We start from the raw sequence: 19,052 nt of genomic DNA, 5'->3' as shown, positions 1-19,052 counted from the left end.
ATGCAGCACAAAAAAAAGGCCCTAATCATTGTGATTGGGGCCTTGTATTGAAAAGCATTGGAGCTAGCCTACAACTTTTACCGGCACAGCCTGAGGCTCAACACTTAGGTCTTCCGCTGGTGGTGCAAAGTCAGTCAGGTTAATACCTTTAACGGCGTCTTTGTACTCTTCCAGAGTGGGAATACGGCCCAGAACTGTAGCCAGTACAACCATTGGCGTTGATGCCAACAGTGACTCTCCTTTCTTCTCGTCAGAATCTTCAACCACACGGCCTTGGAACAAGCGAGTAGACGTAGCCAGTACAGTATCACCCTTCGCGGCTTTCTCCTGGTTACCCATACACAGATTACAACCAGGGCGCTCCAGATACATGATATTTTGGTATTCGGTACGAGCTGCGCCTTTGGGTGCGCTGTCGTCAAATTCAAAACCCGCGTATTTCTGTAATAGTTCCCAGTCGCCTTCGGCTTTCAGTTCATCAACAATATTGTAGGTTGGTGGCGCGATAACCAGCGGTGCGTTGAACGTCACTTCACCTTGAGACTCAAGGTTGCGCAGCATCTGGGCAATAATCTGCATATCGCCTTTGTGCACCATACATGAACCCACAAAACCCAAATCAACTTTCTTAGTGCCCGAGTAGAACGAAGTAGGACGAATAGTATCGTGGGTGTAACGCTTGGATACGTCGGCATTGTTGACGTCTGGATCGGCGATCATTGGCTCGTCGATCTGGTCAAGGTCAATAACAACTTCTGCATAGTAGTTGGCGTTATTATCGGGTGCCAGGGCTGGGTTCTCACCGGACTGGATTTCAGTAATACGCTTGTCGGCTAAGTCGATCAGGCCCTGTAGCATATTAACGCCGTTATCCATGCCTTTGTCGATCATCACCTGGATACGGCTCTTGGACAGTTCCAGAGATTTAATCAGTGTCTCGTCATTAGAAATACAGATTGAAGCTTTGGCCTTCATTTCTGCTGTCCAGTCGGTAAAGGTGAAAGCCTGGTCAGCCATCAGTGTACCGATTTGAACTTCAATAATACGGCCCTGGAAGACGTTTTCGCCACCAAACTGCTTCAGCATCTGGGCTTGAGTGGCGTGGACCACATCACGGAAATCCATATGGTCCTTCATATCGCCTTTGAAGGTGACCTTGACTGACTCAGGGATGGGCATGGCTGATTCGCCAGTAGCTAGTGCCACCGCAACGGTGCCCGAGTCTGCGCCAAAAGCTACGCCTTTAGACATACGGGTGTGTGAGTCGCCACCGATAATAATGGACCAGTCGTCTACAGTAATGTCGTTCAATACCTTGTGAATAACATCCGTCATAGCGGGGTAAACCCCTTTAGGGTCACGCGCTGTAATCAAACCAAACTTGTTCATAAACGACATCAGCTTGGGGATATTCGTCTGGGCTTTGGAATCCCAAACCGACGCAGTGTGACAGCCTGACTGATAGGCGCCATCAACACTTGGCGAGATAACCGTAGCGGCCATCGATTCCAATTCCTGAGATGTCATCAGGCCAGTGGTATCTTGCGAGCCAACAATATTCACGCGAACACGGACATCGGAACCAGCGTGTAATGCTGTGTCAGAAGCAACGCCCAGAGCGTTCTTGTTAAAGATTTTCTCAACCGCGGTCAGGCCCTGATTCTCAATAGAGATTTCTTTAGATGGTGCAAATACTTGAGGTGCTTTAATGCCCAGCGCATTAGCAGCAATCGTCTGTAGTTTTTTGCCGAATACCAGCGCGTAAGAACCACCGGCTTTCATAAATTCGACTTTCTGTGGTGTGAACGACGATGATACATCAGCCAGTTCCTGGTCACCGTTGTAGAGCTTCTTCGTTTTGGTATCGATGGTCAGCACGGTGCCGGTGGCTACTGAATAAGCTTGTTCCAGCACCGGATCGCCGTTATCGTCCAGAACAGGGTTGCCACTTTCGTCCAGCTTCTTAACCCAGTTTTTCAGGTCAAGGCCGATACCACCGGTAACGTCAACGGTGGTCAGGAAGATAGGAGAAATACCGTTGGTACCTGCAACAACCGGTGCGAAGTTAACAAAGGGGACGTAGGGACTGGCTTGCTGGCCGGCCCAAAGCGCTACATTGTTAACACCGGACATACGAGATGAACCTACCCCCATGGTGCCTTTTTCGGCAATCATCATAACTTTGGCATCAGGGTGCTGTTTTTGCAGAGCAACGATTTCTTGTTGGGCTTCTGGCGTCATCATGCACTGGCCGTGCAGTTCACGGTCTGAACGAGAGTGCGCCTGGTTACCGGGGGATAGTAAGTCAGTAGAGATATCACCTTCGCCAGCAATATAAGTCACAACGTGGATTTTCTCAGCGATCTCTGGCAGCTTGGTGAAGAACTCCGCTTGTGCGTAGCTTTCTAGAATATCTTTGGCGACAGCATTGCCGGCTTTAAAGGCCGCTTCAAGGCGGTCGGTGTCGGCCTCGTACAAAAATACCTGAGTCTTTAGAACGTCTGCAGCTGGTGTGGCAACGGCTGCGTCATCAGATAGAGCCAGGTCCAGCAGTGCGTCAACAGACGGGCCGCCTTTCATATGAGACAGCAACTCAAAGGCAAACTCTGTAGTAATACCTTCTACGGTTTCACCGAGGATAATCTCTTTCAGAAATTGCGCTTTAACACCGGCAGCACTGGTGGTGCCGGGCAGGGTGTTGTAGATAAAGAACTTCAGAGAGTCGGCGCGGTGCTCATGACCAGCGTCTTTGATCTGGGCAATAATTTCTGACAGCAGCTCGGCGCTATCAATTGGCTTTGGATTCAACCCCAGATCTTTCTCACGGGTCGCGATTTCATCCATATATTCAGAATATAAGCTCATTCAAACCTCTCAGGCAGGCAATAGTTATTGGTTGCTCATCTGAGGCCAGAGTCACTGGGAAGTGTCGCCGGAAGATGAGGCTATCGATGTCACCATCGAATGGGGCGCGAAGTATACTAAAAATCATTGATGAAGTTAAGTTGTTGATCTCTATAGGGGTATTCTTTCTTTTGATTGGCAGTATTGGGGACCTGAATATTAGCGCACCGCAGGCAGGGGAAGCTGGTCATCCACCAGAAATTGCTGATAACTAAAGCGATAAATAGTCTGTTCTGCTGCGGAGTAAAATACCACCTCGTCGCTAGTGGTATCGCATAGCAGCTGCTTTTGGTAGCGGGGTGATTTACAGGACAGGGCCGCAGGGGTAAACAAGGCTATATTGAGCCCCTGCTCAGGGTCTCTGGCCGAGATAAATTCGAAGGCCTCGACTTGGGCTTGCCGTAGCCGCTCACCGAATTTCTGGCTGTGCTGGTAGCTCACCGGAGAGGCCAGTTGGGCCTGATAGTTGGCGAAGGGCGGTTGATGTAATAAGGCGCCCTTATGGGTCAGGTAGCTTGCACCCCAAACCGTATGCTGGGTGGAAAATTTCTGTGCAGCCGGAGCAGTGGCCATACCATACCAAAATACAAAGCGATAATAGGCGGCTTCAGCCAGGGCGGTGCGGGTATCTTTAGAGCCGTAAAATAAGCTTGGCTCGGATTTTTTGCCAAAGCGTGAACCGTATTTTAAGGGGGGTAACGGAAGGGGGTAGCAAGCAGGTAATGCAGGCCCTTATGGCTATGGCCGGGCTTGTTCTCTTCCAGCATTTGCTCCAGTAAGTGTTGTTCTTCCAGCGTGTCGACCAAATGATTGGTGGCAACCTGCTCCTGGCTTTCGACAACGCGAACTAATCGACCGTTGAGCTCACGAAGGGTAAAACGGTCCTTACAGGCTTGCCAAATGTCCATAACACTGTCCTTGTGATGGTTTTATATTTTTCCACGAATCGCATCCAGATATTCAAGTACCCTGGTAAGTCCTTGAATAGTGTATATTTCTTCAGTTGGAACTGCTTGAATATGATGGTTGTAGGTATTCATCCAGTGCTTGATATCCTCAGGTTTTCCTCCCACCAGAACATAGAGAGCCCGGTAGCAACGAATCAAGAAGAGGGCTAATTCCCCGGATTTGCTTGAGGGCGCGATACCCCGATTAAGCGAGGTGCGATCTTTGCCGATCACTTTGCCGATATCAGCCTTTGACAGCCCCAGATTTTTACCGGCATTGAGTAAGGCTTTCAGTAATACCCGTTGTGGATCAGGTTGATCATAGCGTTGCTCGGCAGCACTCATTGGATTACTCCTTTGTTCATATTCATCATTCTCCATATTTATGTTGTATATGCAACAACTATTTTGCTGCTAAGGCTTGGTCTGCGTACGCGGTGGGTTTCCTGCTGAGCCCAGTGCCAGAGGGCGGGTACTTATCCGTAAATACCAGCTGCAAACCGAAATAAACTGCTTATTACCATTCCGAAAACAGGTTGGCCGATATAGAATAAGTGCTTAACAATAAAAAGCGGCCAGCTTGTTCATTGGGCACCGCCTACCCATCCACACAATATTTGATTGTTATTGAGTGCCGAGTGAGCAAAGAGTTAGAAATTAGAGTAAAAACCCCCTGTATTGGTGTCTGTTCTACAGGGATTGGCGATAGCGTTTGCCGCGGTTGCAAACGCTTTGCCCATGAAGTTATCCATTGGAACGGCTATAGCCAGGCGGAAAAGCGGATTATAGACCAGCGTCTGGAAGGCTTTCTGGCTCAAATCGTAGCGACCAAAATGCGAGTGACCCAGCAGGACCTGTTGCAATGGAACCTGGACACCCAACAAATCCCATACCCCAGCCACAAAAGCCCCTATATTTGGGCCTATGAGCTGCTGCGTGCCGGAGCCAGTCAATTAGGTGATTTATCTCAATATGGGCTGGAATTGGATGCCCAGTATCGCGAAACTGATTTGCGAGAATTACGTTTAGCGATTGATGCTGAGTTTTATATACTTTCTGAAGCTCATTACCAGCGTTATTTTGCTTCTGCTGGCTTGCAAGATGAAGATAGCACTGAGTTTGAAGGGGTTTAGATGTCGCCGTTAAAGAGAGTTGTACTGTTGTTATTGCCGCTTGTGCTGGTTGCCTGCGGTGGTGGCGGAGGTGGTGGAAGCGGAGGCGGTGAAAGAAGCCCCGTTGAAGAACAGCCACCGGTCGAGGAGCTCGATCCGGCGTCCTTTTTGGATGGCGGTTTTTCCTCCGTCAGCACTCCCGAAAATAACTCGGCTCTAACCTCCTGTGCTGCGTTGAGCCCTGTACCCGCCGAGAGCACCTTAACTGGCCGGGTTTTTTACCAACGTGTCCCCTTAACAAGGTTCGGCCTGGATTACAGTGCCATTATTTCAATGCCCATGCGCGGTGTGGTGGTAGAAGCCGTTGATGCGAGTAATGGGCAATGTAGTCAAACGGTGCTGGCAACAACGCTGGCCAATGCCAATGGCGAATACGGTCTCAGTGTTGATGCCAATCAGGCCGTTTGTGTGCAGGTTCGCGCGCAACTGTTTCGTGATGGTGGTAGTGCGGGGGCTTCGTGGAATATCCAGTTAACCGATAATACCGCTGGTAATGCCCCCTATTATTTATTGGATAATACCATTGCCACTCCCGCTGAGTTACCCCTGCGTGACCTATTGGCTGGCGCCGGGGTAGAGGCGGGATTTAGTGATTACACCTTACCCCGGTCGGCCGCTCCATTTGCCATTCTCGACTCTGTTTGTGAAGCGCTTGATACCCTGGTCAGGGCGGATAGTGATATTGAATTCCCACTGTTAGCGATTCGTTGGAGTGAATTAAATAATGCCGCAGAGATAGAAAGCGAACAGAGTATTGAACAAGGTGATATTGGTGGCAGCTTTTACCGGCAGCAATTTATTACCCGCGGTGCTGAGATTATTGCCTCCACCCATGAAATATTTTTATTAGGTGATGAAGATAGTAATACGGATGAATATGACCCCCATGTGATCACCCATGAATTTGCTCATTACCTCACCGGCAGCTTTGGTCGCTATGATGCATTAGGTGGGCCACATTCGATTGGTGATCATTTGGATTTACGGCTGGCACTTGAAGAGGGTTGGGCTGATGCTTTTTCTGGTATTGCGTTAGAGCGGGCCGCTGAAGAAAACGCTGCTGTCCCCAGTAATTATCGAAACAGTCTTGGTATTGATCAATCCAGAACCTCGCGCTTTGCATTGGATGCAAGCAGCTATGCCGTAGCCGGTTGGTACAGTGAAGCTTCGGTAGCTTCTATTATGTATAATTTATTTGATACTAATAACGATGGCGCAGATGAACTCAGTCTGGGTTTTTCTCCTATTTTCCAGACATTAACCAGCCCCGCTTACCGTTCATCTGACTCTCTGGTATCGCTATTTACTTTTATCAATCAACTAAAACAGCAGCGAACTGAAGATGCTGCTATCGACTTATTGGTTGCCAGCCAGGATACTGAAGCCGTGGTGGATGACTTTGGCAGTGACGAAGATATCGCCAATAATGATATTGCCGCAGACGAGGATGTAGCGACGGTTTACACGGCATTGGCTATTGGTAGTGCCATCGATATTTGTTCAAACAATCAATACGGCACAGTGAACAAACTTGCGGTTAATCAGTTTTTACTGCTGGATACTGAAGCCAGTAAAAACTATCGGTTTACCGTCACGCCCGGCAATGGTGTTGTTGGCAATGGTCGAGCGGTAGTGAATGTCTATCGGCAGGGAGAAGAAGTGACTGGCCGGCAAGCTCTGGTTGATGGCTCAGTACTGAGTTTTTCACAGCGCCTTGATGGCAGTACACGCTATATAATGACCCTTGCCCATGCAGATTATCTGGAGGGTTTAGATGAAACTGTCGGGCGCCGCTGCTTTAGCGTGCTGGTTGAGTAGAGAGTATGTCAATGTTTAATCAATTATTAAGCTATAAGTTCGTTACTATCCTCCCGTTTATTGCGCTGCTTATCAGCGCCTTAATCTACCAGGTAAATAAAACAACAACGCCTGCCGTGCTGAGTGAGCAGCTTGAGATAAAGACCGTGACCAGTCTGGCTATTGCCGGTGATCGTATGCCCATGAAGCATCGTGTAGACGGTGAGATAGCTGTGGATAAACCATTGCAGTTGCTACTGCAGTTTTCTTTATCAGCGGGTCAAATGGTAGCGCTGGATTTTGTCGACAGTGAGCAGTTTCAAATTAATCAGACGACCAATACAGTCTATAGCACAGATGATCAGGGCAGGGTGACGATTACATTGCACCTGACCCCCCTTGTTGCCGGTAAAATCTATATCAAGTTTCTAGCCAGTACCACCGATGGTGAACAGCTAAGGTCTTTTTCTATTCCGTTGCGGGTTAAGGATAATGAGGGTCTTGTCCCGGTAACCGAATATTCGCCAAAGCCCCGTGTTAACTTGCCGGTCAAAGGTACGTATTAATGGCTGCAATAGACCTTGGCGCTATCCATAGCTTTCTTGCCTGTGAAACACCGGATCGCTGGGTAGAAAACGCCTTACAGCATCAGGACATTATGCTGATCGATCATGCTAACTGTGAAAAAAAAGCGGCCAGCACTGCGTTGAATATGATTTACCGCTATGTCGATAAATTTGATTTATTAAATAAAATGTCGCGCCTGGCCAGAGAAGAAATGCGACATTTTGAGCAGGTTATCGCTATTATGAAAAAGCGTGGCGTTGACTATATTCAGCTCAGTTCTGCCCGTTATGCCGGGGGGATGCGTGAAGGTTTGCGAACCCATGAACCCGAAAAACTGATTGATAGTTTGATTATTGGCGCCTTTATTGAAGCGCGCTCCTGTGAGCGCTTTGCTAAACTGGCGCCGCATTTGGATGATGAGCTAAAAAACTTTTACCTGTCATTACTCAAATCTGAATCCCGTCATTTTTTAGATTATCTCGGGCTGGCAGAAAAATATGCCGAGTCACCGATCGATGACCGTATTGCCTACTATGCACAATTAGAGCAAAAGCTGGTTGAGAGTCCTGACCAGGAGTTTCGCTTTCACAGTGGGCCAATGGCCGCCTGACAGGTAACCCTATGAGTCAGCAAAAAACCCTTGTTTGGAATCTTCATACCCGGCTCTTTCACTGGTTGCTGTTAGTGGTTTTTACCGTCTCGATGGCGACCGGTTTGTTGGGAGATATCGATTTAATGGAGTGGCACCTGATTAGTGGCTATGGTGTGTTGGCGTTATTATGCTTTAGAGTGTTGACGGGGTTGTTTGCCCTCGATCATGCGCATTTTTTGAGGCTGCCCTTATCGCCTCGTGCCGTTATCAATTATCTGCGTGGACAGTCTAATCACTCTGGTCATAGTCCACTGGGTTCCTGGGCAGTCGTCATTATGTTGCTGACTCTGCTGGCACAAACATTGTCTGGTTTGTTAACAACGGATGAGATTTTTACTGAAGGGCCCTGGGTGGCCTGGGCTGATGAGCGTTGGATTAGTGTCGCCAGTGTGATTCATGCTAACAACTATAGGTTGCTGTTGTTGCTGGTGGCTTTGCATCTTTCCGCTATTGGTTTTTACTGGCTGGTGCGCAAAAATAATTTAGTGAAACCAATGATTAGCGGTTATATATCGCAGCAAGATGGAGCACAGGCGGCCAAGCCAATATCGCTGTTACGCCTGTGCTTTCTGACTGCTATTGCAGCGTTGTCCGCGTGGTTGCTAGTGACTATTTCGCCTTAAAATCATCATGGCAGCCCTTGCAAGAGCCACCAAGAGCCTTGGCTGCGGCACCATAAACTTTTAAATCTTTAGTTTTTGCTGCGGCGGCAAACTCGTCAGCTTTTACAACAAACTCATCCATCGCTTTTTGGAAGTCTTCTGGCTTATCCCAGATTTCAGCTTTGGCTTTGGTTTTTCCTTCGCCGCTACCGGCAGGGTAAGTCTTGGCAGAAATTTTGGCCAGGCGGGCCACAGCGTCGGCGTGAAAAATTTGGTTTTCATCAAACTGCTCCATACCGCGCATAGTAGAAAATGCAGCACCAAAATGACCGCCGATGGCTGCCATCACGGCCTGGCGGTGTTTAATAACGGATTTATTATTGGCTGCGGTTGCCGCGGTGCTGGCGAGTGCGGCACAGAGTAAAACAGAGGTCAGTGTTTTTATTTTCATTGTAAGCTCCAGATTGATGATTAAAAATACGTTACTCGCGTCAAGCTGAATAACGGGTGTTACTGTATTGGGAATTCCTCTAACTTAAATTGACCGTTGCTGGGGTAACGAATAATCCAGCCGCTGTCATGCCAGTCACCCAAAACGACACGTAGGGTATTATTCTCATGCTGATGAATGGCCGGGCGATGGGTATGCCCATGAATCATCAGGCTCACGTTATGCTGCGCGAACATACGTAGCACTTCAGCCTGATTAACATCCATAATATCATCGGCTTTGTTACTGCTGGCCGCTTGACTATCGGCGCGCATTTGCCTGGCCAGTTGCCGACGTTGTTCTACCGTATGAGAGAGCAGGGCACTTTGCCAGGCCTCGCTGCGGCACTGCTGACGAAACTCCATATACTTTATATCATCCGTGCAGAGTGTATCACCGTGCAGTAATAATACCGGCTGGCCGTAGAGTTCAATGGTGCTGGGGTCGTGAATGAGTTGGCAGCCAGTTTGTTGGCAAAATAGCTCTCCGATCAGGAAGTCACGATTGCCATGCATTACAAATACCGGTGTACCACTGCTGGTCAGAGCCTTCAGGGCTGTAATCACTGTCTGGTTTAGTTGGGCATCATCATCATCCCCAATCCATACCTCGAAAAAATCACCAAGGATATAGAGGGCATCGGCGCTACGTGCTTCACCGGCGAGTAAATCCAAAAACGCCCGGGTTACTGCCGGGCGCGAAGGGTCCAGATGCAGATCTGAAATAAACAGCGTCGTCATAGGACTATAGGTCTTCTAGTCTTCGGTTAATGCCGCTGATTCAATAATAATGTCGTCAACAGGTACATCCTGGTGGCCGCCTTTGCTGGTGGTAGGTAGCGCCTTGATCTTATTGACCACATCCATACCGTCAACCACCTTGGCAAAGACCGCATAACCCCAGCCCTGGCTGTTTTTGGCGGTGTGGTTAAGGAAGTCATTGTCTTTTACATTAATAAAGAACTGCGCGCTGGCTGAATCCGGGTCCATGGTACGTGCCATAGCCAGAGTACCAACATCATTCTTAAGGCCGTTATCGGCTTCGTTGGCAATGGGGTCGCGAGTTTCTTTCTGGCCCATGCCTGGCTCAAAACCGCCGCCCTGAACCATAAAATTATCAATAACCCGGTGGAAAATAGTACCGTCATAGAAACCGTCTTTGACGTACTGGGCAAAGTTCTCTGCGGTTTTAGGGGCGTTATCAAAATCCAACTCAATCGTGATATCGCCGTAGTTTGTTTTAAATATAACCATAAAAGTCTCTACCCTGTGTGTTCGTATTAAGAAAGCCGCTATAATACGGCTTTTGCCCCTCCGGCGGAACCTTAAATCACGACATATCACTGCAAAACTATCGCGGAAAACAACGATTCATGAGCAAGTCTGAAGAAAACGGCGCTGAAACCAGTAAGCCTGAGAATTTTATTGAAACCATTATTAAGCAGGATCTGGCGGAAGGCCGGGTTAGCAAGGTAGTGACTCGTTTCCCTCCTGAGCCTAATGGCTACCTGCATATCGGCCATGCCAAATCGATCTGCTTAAATTTTGGTCTGGCCGAAACCTTTGGCGGTGAATGCAACCTGCGTTTTGATGATACCAATCCAGCCAAGGAAGATCAGGAGTATGTCGATGCGATTAAAGAAGATGTCCGTTGGCTGGGCTTCCAGTGGGCAGGTGATGTCCGTTATGCCTCCAGTTACTTTGACCAATTTTATGAGTGGGCCTTGCATCTGATTAAAGAGGGTAATGCCTATGTCTGTGATTTAACCGCAGAGCAAGCCAGTGAATACCGGGGCTGGGCAACCTCACCGGGTAAAGACAGCCCTTACCGGAGTCGCACACCGGAAGAGAATCTGGCGCAATTTGAAAAGATGCGGGCCGGTGAATTTGATGAAGGGCATTGTGTGCTGCGGGCCAAAATTGATATGGCCTCCTCCAATATGAACTTGCGGGACCCTATCCTTTACCGGATCCGCAAAGCCAGCCATCACCAGACCGGTGATAAATGGTGTATCTATCCAGCTTATGATTTTGCCCACGGTCAGGAAGATGCCATTGAAGGGGTTAGTCATTCTGTCTGTACGCTGGAATTTGCTGACCACAGGCCACTGTATGAATGGTTTCTGGAGCATTTACCTGTGCCCGCAACGCCGCGCCAGTATGAATTTGGCCGCTTAAATATTAACTATACTGTGACCAGCAAGCGCAAGCTTAAGCAATTAGTGGATGACAAGGTAGTTGCAGGCTGGAACGACCCCAGAATGCCGACCATTTCAGGGATGCGCCGTCGCGGCTATAGTGCCACTGCGGTGCGCAACTTCTGCCAGAGCCTGGCGGTCGCCAAAACCGATGGTGTGGTGGATATGGCCCAGTTGGAGTTTTTTATTCGCGAAGACTTAAATGAGCATGCCCCCAGAGCTATGTGTGTGCTCAATCCCGTTAAATTATTGATCAGTAATTTTGAACAGCATATAGACAGTGATGTGCAAACCTTGGCGGCACCGGTTCATCCCAGTAAAGAGGAGATGGGCAGCAGGTCTTTGCCGTTTACTAAAGAGCTTTATATCGACCGCGCTGATTTTACTGAAGATACCACCCTCAGCCGCAAGAAGTTTAAACGCCTGGTGGCCGGTGAATATGTTCGTCTGCGCAGTGCCTATGTGATTAAAGCCGATGATGTCATTAAAGATGCTGACGGTAATATAGAGACTATTGTCGCGTCTCTGGTTCCCAATACTGTGGGTGACAACCCTCCAGACGGGATTAAGCCTAGAGGTGTTATTCACTGGGTATCAGCCACACATGGCAAGCAAGCCAGCGTACGTTTATATGAGCGGTTATTTGTGCATGAGGCGCCTGATCGCGGTGAAGAAGACTTTATGCAGCATATTAACCCCAACTCATTAAAGGTGTTAGATAACTGCTGGGTTGAGCCTGGCTTGGCGGATGCGGCACCTGAGGCAGCTTTTCAGTTTGAGCGTGAAGGGTATTTTGTGGCTGACCGCTATGATCACCAGCCCGCTAAGCCTGTCTTTAATATGACCATAGGTCTGCGCGCCAGCAAGTAGCTTGCTTTGCGCCAAAAAAAACCTCGCATCGATGATGCGAGGTTTTTTTATACCTTTAAAAAGGCTATTTCTTTTTAGGGTGAAAAGCAGATTCTCTAACTGTGGTTGCGCTGAGCTTACTAACAGTCCGGTGGTGGTGTGGCTTTGGCTCGCTCTGGTGCCCAAAACGGTTTCTTCACCTTGGTACATTTGGCGACTTTACGGTACCAGCGCAATTCTTTTTGGTGGTAGATTTCAGCCCAAATCTCACTGTCGATATATTTTGCATCAATCAGGCCGTAGGCAATATTCGCCTTAACCACCGGTGACCACATAGCGGAAGTGACGTAACCAATTTCCTGTTTACAGTTTTTGCCACTATAAAGAATACTGCTTTCAGCGGGCTTATTACCTTCGATATCTAATTTAACCAGACGGCGATAATTGCCGGATTCTTTTTCTGCCAGCAAGGCAGCCCGGCCAGTAAAGTGTGCTTTTTTAAAGTTTACTATCCAGCCCAAACCCAGCTCAAAGGGGGAGTGGTCATGGCCGGGTTCAACCGTATGTAGCGCGCCGTGAAATTCCACATCAGGGCTGATAAAGCCCGCTTCCAGTCTGGCCATATCCAGTGACTCATCCCCTAAGGGTTGTATGCCATAGTTATAACCTTTATCAAATAACTCATCCCACAATGCTTCAGCATCCTTGGGGTCAATCCACAACTCATAACCAAGGTCACCGGTAAAGCCGGTCCGTGAAATCATCATTTCTCCGGACAGGTAGGGGAATTTTACAATCTCAAAGGGTTTGCAGTTTTCAATACCGCTAAAGCCCATCTGTTTTAGCAGCGCGCAGGAGGTGGGCCCTTGCAGTGCCAGTGAGGCAAGGTCTTCACTGATATCAGTAATCTCAATGGCATCAAAACCCACCGCCGCTAATTGAAACCAGTCATAACAAGGGTCGGCACAGCAGACAATAAATTCATCATCCGCTAAACGGAATAGGGTGCCATCGTCGACCACGCGGCCCGCATCGGTACACCAGACATTATAGGCAACCGTATTTAAAGCCTGTTTGCTGACATCGCGCGTTACCATACGGTCTAACATCGCTTCGGCATCGGGCCCTTTAAAACGATATTTGCGCATCGGTGACATATCAAATACAGCACAGGTATTTCGGGTAGCGAAATATTCTATATGGGCATCCATATAAGAGACGGCAGTGGCATAGCCACACCACTCAACCCATTGTTGATTCATATTCAGCTTTGACGTGCGCGAATGAAACGGCGTAGGTTGTACACCGGTAGCAATATGATCGATATCGTCGGCGTTTTTTAACTTGACGGTCAGGTCCATGGTCTGCTGCCTCACTGTTTGTTATCGAGGATGGCTTTGGCGGCATTGGCACCCGCCGCCCCCATAATGCCACCACCAGGGTGGGCGCCGGCACCACATAAATAAAAGCCCGGCAGGGGTGTTTTATATTGTGATGCGCCATAGGTCGGGCGGTTCATCCACCAGTTATCGAGGGCAAATTCAGCGTGGTGCCAATGGCCGCCGCTAACACGGAATTGTTGTTCTAAATCTTCCGGCGTTAATAGCTCGCTGGCAGTGATCTTGCTGCGAATATCCGGTGCGTATTTTTCGAGTGTGGCGATAACATTCTCTAAGAATTGCTCGCGATGTTGCTGCCAGCCACCTTTGATGGCGTAAGGTGCATATTGCACCTGTGCTGATAGCACATGCTTGCCAGCAGCAGCCAGACTGTCATCGTGTAAACTGGGTATCAATACTTCCATCGGGAGCTCTTCTGCAAAACTACCGTATTTGGCTTGATCAAAGGCATTTTCAATCGATTGCATCGAAGGGGCTATCATCATTCGGCCAGTGGGCGAATCCAAACCCTTAAAGTTGGGTAAGCCATCCAGTGCGAGATGAACTTTGGCAACAAAGCCATCATTGCGTAAACGATTAATACGGTGGGTAAACTGCACATCAAAATAACGGGCACCGACCAATTTAAAGAAGCTGGTTTTAGGGTCGGCATTGGAAATAATCGTATTGGCGCTAAAGGTTTCACCATTTTCCAGGGTGACGCCAGTGGCGCGATGTTCTTCCACAATCACTGTGGCTACCGGGCTACCGGTTTTAATCTCAGCGCCAAAGCTGCTTGCTGATTTTGCCATCGCTTCAACTAAACCACCGACACCGCCTTTGGGTAAAGGCAGGCTGCCACTAAAGTCGCCACTCATACGAAATAATAAGGCCAGAACCGCATTGTTAGGCGAGCGTGGCGCCAGTTTGCTGCCGACGTTGGCGTCCCAGCTAAGGGCGGCTTTTAATAGTGGGCTGGCAAAATACTCATCCATTAAATCCTGGGCTGGCAGGGCGATCATACGCATCATTTCACGCATATCATCTTTGCCCAGTGTTCTAAGTTTCCAGCCAAACAAACCCACAGTGCTCAGGTCTTTTAAATGACCGCTGCCCACCATGGGTGGGGTTTTATGCCAGAAGGTATTAATGGCATCGGAAAATTTTTGCATTAGCTGCAAGTACTGATCGTAGGCCGCAGTATCTTCAGCGGATGCACCTTTGAGGTGGCCATGGGAAACCGTAATATGCTTGCCCTCTGGTGATAAGGCAATGGTATCCAGATCCGATGAGGCCAGCTGAAAACCATGCTTGCGCAGTTCCAGTTCATCGACCAGACTGTTGGTAAGTTGTGGCAGGGTGTGGGCAACTGAGGCTTTAAAACCCGGTGCAAATTCACGGGTAGCACCCAGACCGCCCAGCTGTTCGGCGGCTTCCAGTACCAATACCGATTTGCCCGCTTTGGCCAGATACGCTGCGCAGCTTAAGCCGTTATGGCCGCCGCCAATAATAATGGCATCGTAATATTTATTATTCATCAACGTCATCCTCCGGCACAATATTGGGTCGTTTTAAGTCCATCAGAATTTCCCGTGCCGAGTTGGCTCCGCAGGCTGATGACACACCGCCACCGGGGTGAGTACCAGAGCCGCACATATACATCCCTTTGACTGGGCCACGGTATTGTGAATAGCCGGGGAAAGGGCGGTTAAACATTAATTGGTCAATGGTTAATTCGCCCTGGAAAATATTCCCTTCGGTCAGGCCAATTTCATTTTCAATTTCAAAGGGAGTTCGGATTTCCATATGGGCGATTAAGTCGCGGAAGTTGGGTGAGTAATTACAGATTTGATCAATCACTGTTTTACCAAAAGCATCGCGTTTTTCCGGTGTCCAACCACCTTCAACATCCGCCGGGCAGTATTGAATAAAGCAAGAGACAAAATAATGTCCCGGTGAAGCCAGAGTGGGGTCCCAGACGGAAGACTGGGTCATTTCAATAAAGGGGTCACTAGACCAGCGTCCATGCTTCCAGTCGTCGTAGGCTTTTTCCATACGCTCCATGGAATCAAGAAACTGAAAGGAGCCGTTGCGCAACATATGGCCCTCGGGCAGGCTGGGGAAATCCGGTTTGCCGGTCAGGGCGATATTGACCTTGCCGGAGGAACCGCGAATTTTAAAGTTCTCGGCTTTTTTATGCAGATCCGCCGGGATATCGTTCTTATCCATAATTTTGGTGAAGGTGCGCTTTGGGTCCAGATTGGACACCACAATATCCGCGTAAATCTCATCACCGTTTTCTAAGGCAACGCCTTTGGTGCTGCCGTTTTTAACAATAATCTGCTGTACCGGTGCGTTGGTAAGAATTTCACCGCCATGTTCTTTTAGCGCGCCGGCTATGGCGTTAGAGATAGCGCCCATACCACCGCGGGCCAAACCCCATGCACCAACAGCGCCATCAACATCCCCCATCACATGGTGCAGTAAAACATAGGCGGTGCCGGGGGAGTAAACCCCAAGCGCGGTACCGATAATACTACTGGTAGAAAACAGGGCTTTAACCAAATCATTTTCAAAATATTCATCCAGAAAGTCACCCGCACTCATGGTCATAAAACGAATAAATTCATAAACCTGTTCTTCCCCCATGCCGGCAAATTTTTTCGCCATAAAAATCATTTCGCCAATATCGCGGGGCTTAAAGGAGGTCGGGTCGGCCGGCGTGCGCAACAGAAAGTGACGAATCAGTTTAGCGAAGCGCATCAGGTCCGCTTCGTAGCGGTGCAGGGCGTCGGCATCACGGCGAGAGTGGCGTAGCACTTCCCGATACTGCATGGCGTGGTCGCCATACTCGGCAATGTAGTTGCCGTCCAAAGAAAAGTTGGTGGTGCCTGAGTAGGGCACGATCATCAAGCCGTGGCGGGTCAGGTCAAGGTCGCGATGAATGGATTGCCGGAGCAGGCTGCAAACATAGGAACAGTTTGAGTAGAGCCAGCCGTCATGGAGTTCACGGCTAACCGCTGCGCCGCCGATATAATCGTTTTTCTCCACCACCAGAACGTCTAGTCCTGATTTCGCCAAATAGGCTGCGCTGGTGAGGCCGTTATGGCCGGCACCAATCACAATGGCATCGTATTTTTTGTTCTTCATAGCTTGGGCATAGGCCTTTGTCGTTGAAGGGGCAACTTAAAGTAAAGCACAGTTTGCAAGAATAGAGATTACGGGGTGGATTCGGCAGGGTGGATAGTGGACAATAAGGGAATAATATAGGACATAAGTAAGGCCTAATATGCCCCCTAAAACAATAAGCCGGACCCTTGGCAAGAACCTTGGTCGGGCCCAGCCCCATAAGCAGCTTCTGCATAGCTATGAAATCCAGTTAATGATCCGCAATCTGGTGGAGCAGCAAGCTGTTGCCCTGACGGATATTATCCAGGGTAGCGGGGTAGCTGCACGGGAGCTGGATAACCCCGCACACCGCTTAACGCTGGAACAGGAGCTGGCGCTCTACACCAATATTTCCCATCTGAATAACGACCCCTTACTGGCCTTGCGCACAGGTGCGCGACTGGGCTTGCCCAACTACGGTATTCTCGGCTATGCCATGATGGGGGCGGCAACGGTGAGGGAGGCTTTGCAATTACTGGTAGAGTTTGCGCCGCTAGTCAGCTGGGCCTCACACAGTAAATTAAGCCGTGAGACAGTGGCCGGTGAATCCTGTCTTTGCCTGTCGATATTTCCTACTCCCGCTGATACCGTGACCAATGAAATGGAAGTGGAAAGTACCATGGCGTCCCTGCAAACTATTTTTAATGAGCTAGTGGGTGAGCCGGTCTTATTTGCGGCCATTGATATGGCACATCCCTTAAGGGCTAAGGGAAAAGAGGGTTATAGCGTTTTTTTCCAATGCCCAATAACCTTTGCTGCGGGCCGCAATGCCTTGCTGGTTTCAAAATCGCTGTTGGACAGACGTTTACCCCATGCGCAGCCTGAATATGCTGAACTGCTAAAAGATCTGTGCCGGGAGACTATGTCCACCTTAACGGAAGACCGTGGTCTGGTTGCCGCGGTTAAAGCGATTATTACTGAGTGGGACAACGGGGTACCAACACTGGAGCAGGTGGCGGAAAAATTTCACCAATCCTCCCGAACCCTCCGGCGTCATTTAAAGGACTTGGGCCTGTCCTATCAAGCGATTTTAGACGAGGTGCGCTTTAGCGAAGCAAAGCGTTATTTATCCTCCACCCACCTAACCGTTGAGGCGATCGGATCCTCTTTAGGTTATGCAGACGTGCGCAGTTTTCGAGTGGCTTTTAAACGTTGGTCAGGTGTTGCTCCCACTGTTTGGCGTAGCAAGTTTCAATAATTTTAGGTTATAGTGCGCCGTCTTAGGGTGTGGGTTAGAAGGCTAATAAGATACTCAAAGTAGCGTGGCTGGTATTTTTCAACACTGGCTATCTTTGAAAAAATAAACCACACTATAAAGATGATGGCAAAGCCTGCGGGTCCAAAAGCTGTAACAGAGAGGCTGGCCTTGGGGCAGTAATATGCTTATATAATGGATTTTTTATCACATTTTAACCATTAAATATTGTTGAGAAGTTTTATGAATGATCTATCCGTATCGACCTATCGCCTGGTGATTTCTTGTCCTGATCAGGTTGGCATTGTGGCTAAAGTGACCCAGTTTATTGCCGAGCAGGGTGGCTCTTTAATGGAGGCCAATAACCATACAGATATCGATAAAGGTTGGTTTTTTATTCGCTGCGTTATCAATGCGCAAACCCTCAATTGTGATCTTGCTACATTTCGTGAGCGCTTTGCGTCTATCGCCAGCGACTATCAAATGAAATGGTATATCCGTGACTCAGAGGTCAAGCAGAAGGTGGTATTGCTAGCCAGCCATGCCTCCCATTGTCTGGCGGATTTATTGCATCGCTGGCATAGTGGCGAACTCGATTGTGACATTCCCTGTGTGGTGTCCAATCATGAAAATTTGCGTAGCATGGTTGAGTGGCACGGCATTCCTTTTCACTATGTACCGGTGGATAAAAATGACAAGGCACCTGCCTTTGCCAAAATGGAAGAAATTATTCAACGGCACGATGCGGATACCATTGTATTGGCTCGTTATATGCAAATTATCCCGCCCTCATTATGTGACCGTTACGCCGGTCGTTTGATCAATATCCATCATAGCTTTTTGCCTTCGTTTATTGGTGCCAATCCTTATCAAAAAGCCTTTGAGAGAGGGGTTAAATTAATTGGTGCGACCAGTCACTATGTGACCCAGGATTTGGATGAAGGCCCCATTATTGAGCAAGATGTCGTGCGGGTTAATCACCGGCATGGCAAAGATGAGCTAGTGCGTTTGGGTAAAGATGTAGAAAAAAGCGTTCTATCCAGAGCGCTGCGTAACCACCTTGAAGATCGCGTGATTGTGCTGGGTAATAAAACGGTGGTTTTTGATTAATAGTGCCTGGCGGCGGCAGACTT

At 48.7% G+C, this 19,052-nt stretch carries 16 protein-coding genes and 2 pseudogenes; 8 read left to right on the top strand and 10 right to left on the bottom strand.

Features of this window, described 5'->3' with window-relative positions:
• Window positions 1-63: 63 nt before the first annotated feature.
• The 4 genes and pseudogenes from BST96_RS18525 to BST96_RS18515 all read right to left on the bottom strand — a co-directional run bounded on the left by BST96_RS18525 (window position 64) and on the right by BST96_RS18515 (window position 4,196).
• Complete coding sequence (locus BST96_RS18525) at window positions 64-2,865, bottom strand: bifunctional aconitate hydratase 2/2-methylisocitrate dehydratase (protein ID WP_085760116.1); 2,802 nt, start codon at window positions 2,863-2,865, stop codon at window positions 64-66.
• A 198-nt stretch (window positions 2,866-3,063) separates the two neighbouring features.
• Window positions 3,064-3,540 (bottom strand): annotated as a pseudogene (locus BST96_RS18520) (RES family NAD+ phosphorylase); the annotation flags it as partial.
• A 50-nt stretch (window positions 3,541-3,590) separates the two neighbouring features.
• A complete protein-coding gene (locus tag BST96_RS20800; protein ID WP_206045364.1) occupies window positions 3,591-3,812 on the bottom strand; it encodes a hypothetical protein in 222 nt (73 codons plus the stop codon).
• 21 nt (window positions 3,813-3,833) lie between these two features.
• Complete coding sequence (locus tag BST96_RS18515; protein ID WP_085760115.1) at window positions 3,834-4,196, bottom strand: MbcA/ParS/Xre antitoxin family protein; 363 nt, start codon at window positions 4,194-4,196, stop codon at window positions 3,834-3,836.
• Between the two features lie 293 nt (window positions 4,197-4,489).
• On the opposite strand from BST96_RS18515, the gene BST96_RS18510 reads away from it, so the two are divergent.
• From BST96_RS18510 to BST96_RS18490, 5 genes are read left to right on the top strand one after another with little or no spacing between them, the layout of a single operon-like run.
• A complete protein-coding gene (locus tag BST96_RS18510) occupies window positions 4,490-4,984 on the top strand; it encodes a DUF1289 domain-containing protein (RefSeq protein ID WP_085760597.1) in 495 nt (164 codons plus the stop codon).
• On the top strand, window positions 4,985-6,841 hold the full coding sequence (locus BST96_RS18505) for a hypothetical protein (protein ID WP_085760114.1): 1,857 nt from the start codon (window positions 4,985-4,987) through the stop codon (window positions 6,839-6,841).
• A 5-nt stretch (window positions 6,842-6,846) separates the two neighbouring features.
• On the top strand, window positions 6,847-7,386 hold the full coding sequence (locus BST96_RS18500) for a hypothetical protein (protein ID WP_169714040.1): 540 nt from the start codon (window positions 6,847-6,849) through the stop codon (window positions 7,384-7,386).
• The gene (locus tag BST96_RS18495) at window positions 7,386-7,997 is read left to right on the top strand and encodes a MiaE family protein (RefSeq protein WP_085760112.1); all 612 of its coding nucleotides are present in this window, start codon (window positions 7,386-7,388) and stop codon (window positions 7,995-7,997) included. Before BST96_RS18500 ends, BST96_RS18495 begins: the two co-directional genes overlap by 1 nt.
• Before the next feature lie 11 nt (window positions 7,998-8,008).
• Entirely contained in the window at window positions 8,009-8,662 is a 654-nt protein-coding gene (locus BST96_RS18490; protein WP_085760111.1) for a cytochrome b/b6 domain-containing protein, read from the top strand.
• Here BST96_RS18490 and BST96_RS18485 read toward each other — a convergent pair.
• Genes BST96_RS18485 through BST96_RS18475 form a run of 3 tightly spaced genes read right to left on the bottom strand, consistent with a single transcriptional unit; the run spans window position 8,649 to window position 10,384 of the window.
• Window positions 8,649-9,092, bottom strand: coding sequence for a c-type cytochrome (locus BST96_RS18485; protein ID WP_085760110.1), 444 nt, complete (start codon window positions 9,090-9,092; stop codon window positions 8,649-8,651). The two genes, BST96_RS18490 and BST96_RS18485, sit on opposite strands and share 14 nt — an antisense overlap.
• A gap of 59 nt (window positions 9,093-9,151) precedes the next feature.
• On the bottom strand, window positions 9,152-9,871 hold the full coding sequence (locus BST96_RS18480; RefSeq protein WP_085760109.1) for a UDP-2,3-diacylglucosamine diphosphatase: 720 nt from the start codon (window positions 9,869-9,871) through the stop codon (window positions 9,152-9,154).
• A 15-nt stretch (window positions 9,872-9,886) separates the two neighbouring features.
• Window positions 9,887-10,384: a peptidylprolyl isomerase gene (locus BST96_RS18475; protein ID WP_085760108.1), complete on the bottom strand. Its 498-nt coding sequence runs from the start codon at window positions 10,382-10,384 to the stop codon at window positions 9,887-9,889.
• A 119-nt stretch (window positions 10,385-10,503) separates the two neighbouring features.
• Here BST96_RS18475 and BST96_RS18470 point away from each other — a divergent pair, with 119 nt between their 5' ends.
• Window positions 10,504-12,198, top strand: coding sequence for a glutamine--tRNA ligase/YqeY domain fusion protein (locus BST96_RS18470; protein ID WP_085760107.1), 1,695 nt, complete (start codon window positions 10,504-10,506; stop codon window positions 12,196-12,198).
• 119 nt (window positions 12,199-12,317) lie between these two features.
• Here the strand turns inward: BST96_RS18470 and BST96_RS18465 are convergent, their stop codons facing one another.
• The 3 genes and pseudogenes from BST96_RS18465 to BST96_RS18455 form a co-directional block, all read right to left on the bottom strand.
• Window positions 12,318-13,538, bottom strand: a complete 1,221-nt coding sequence (locus BST96_RS18465) for an aminomethyl transferase family protein (protein WP_085760106.1) — start codon at window positions 13,536-13,538, stop codon at window positions 12,318-12,320.
• Window positions 13,539-13,549: 11 nt separating this feature from the next.
• On the bottom strand, window positions 13,550-15,094 hold the full coding sequence (locus BST96_RS18460; RefSeq protein ID WP_085760105.1) for a phytoene desaturase family protein: 1,545 nt from the start codon (window positions 15,092-15,094) through the stop codon (window positions 13,550-13,552).
• Window positions 15,087-16,709, bottom strand: a pseudogene (locus BST96_RS18455) (phytoene desaturase family protein); the annotation flags it as partial. The gene BST96_RS18460 and the pseudogene BST96_RS18455, both read right to left, overlap by 8 nt.
• 136 nt (window positions 16,710-16,845) lie before the next feature.
• Between BST96_RS18455 and BST96_RS18450 the strand changes: the two are divergent.
• Together BST96_RS18450 and purU are read left to right on the top strand one after the other, a co-directional pair.
• Entirely contained in the window at window positions 16,846-17,922 is a 1,077-nt protein-coding gene (locus BST96_RS18450) for an AraC family transcriptional regulator (protein WP_085760103.1), read from the top strand.
• Between the two features lie 240 nt (window positions 17,923-18,162).
• A complete protein-coding gene (gene purU, locus BST96_RS18445) occupies window positions 18,163-19,029 on the top strand; it encodes a formyltetrahydrofolate deformylase (RefSeq protein ID WP_085760102.1) in 867 nt (288 codons plus the stop codon).
• Window positions 19,030-19,052 lie beyond the last annotated feature (23 nt).

The organism is Oceanicoccus sagamiensis, from assembly GCF_002117105.1.
In the GTDB taxonomy this organism is placed as follows: Bacteria; Pseudomonadota; Gammaproteobacteria; order Pseudomonadales; family Dasaniaceae; genus Oceanicoccus; species Oceanicoccus sagamiensis.
This window is presented reverse-complemented; position numbering and strand designations above follow the sequence as displayed.